At 70.9% G+C, this 1,000-nt stretch carries 1 protein-coding gene; it reads right to left on the reverse strand.

Features of this window, described 5'->3' with window-relative positions:
* On the reverse strand, positions 1 to 858 hold an 858-nt coding region (locus IEY82_RS38695; protein WP_189129272.1), incomplete at its 3' end, for a transposase.
* Positions 859 to 1,000: the final 142 nt, after the last annotated feature.

Consider the following 1,000-nt stretch of genomic DNA (forward strand, 5'->3'; position numbering starts at 1 on the left):
GGCGCGGAGCAGGCGGTGGCGGTTGGCCCATTCGGGGTCGCTGGCGCGGCCTCGGCGGCCGCGCCGATCGCGGGTGACGCGCTGGCGGATGCTGGTGAGGGCCTTGTTGGCCAGGGCGATGAGGTGGAAGTGGTCCACCACGATGGTGGCGTGCGGCAGTGAGCGCCGGATGGCGGTGCGGTAGCAGGCGGCCGGGTCGATCGCGACCACGCGCACGGCTTGTTTCCACTGGGGACCCCGCGCGGTGAGCCAGTCGACGACCGCGCTGCCGGTACGGCCGGCGGCCTGGCCCAGCAGCCCTTGACCGCCGGACAGGTCGACGAAGTTGGTCTCGAACCGCTCCAGCTTGTCCCAGGTGCCGTCGGGCCTCTTGCGCCAGCGGGCCCGGCCGCGGCGGGTCTCGTCGATGCCCAGGACCTCGACCGGCTCCGGCTCGGCCAGCAGCTCATCGGCCAGCGCGGTCAGGTGCCGATGCACCAGTGGCCAGGCCAGCCGGTACTCGCGACAGGCGGCTGCCACCGAAGCGCCGCAGGCCACGCGGCGGGCGGCCGCTCGGCACAACCGGCCGGTCACCCGCGCCCGGGGCGGGATCTCGGCCACTGACTCGGTGAACGCCTTGCGCGGGCACAGCGGTTCGGCGCAGGCGAACTGGCGCTTGTGCCAGCGCACTGTCAGTTGCTCTTCGCCGTAGGGCAGATCCCGCGGCCGGGTCGTGCGGCGCTGCCGGACGGTGGTGGAGACGACTCCGCACTCGGGGCAGGCGGCCCAGTCCTCGGGCCGTTCGATATGCACCACTCGCACTGATTCGTTCTGGTCAACGGCGACGCGTTCGACCTTCGTCACCGCGATTTCCGGCATGCCGAACAGGATGGAAGTACTGTCGTTCACAGCTCGTGGCCCCCGTCACAGACTGTCTTAGATCAACAGCCAGTGTCATGGGGTCACGAGCTCTCGCACGTCAGGCCACGCCGACGTCCTTCCCCCTCAAGATCGAAGAGCC

Source organism: Nonomuraea cavernae (genome assembly GCF_014646355.1).
GTDB classification, from domain to species: Bacteria; Actinomycetota; Actinomycetes; order Streptosporangiales; family Streptosporangiaceae; genus Nonomuraea; species Nonomuraea cavernae.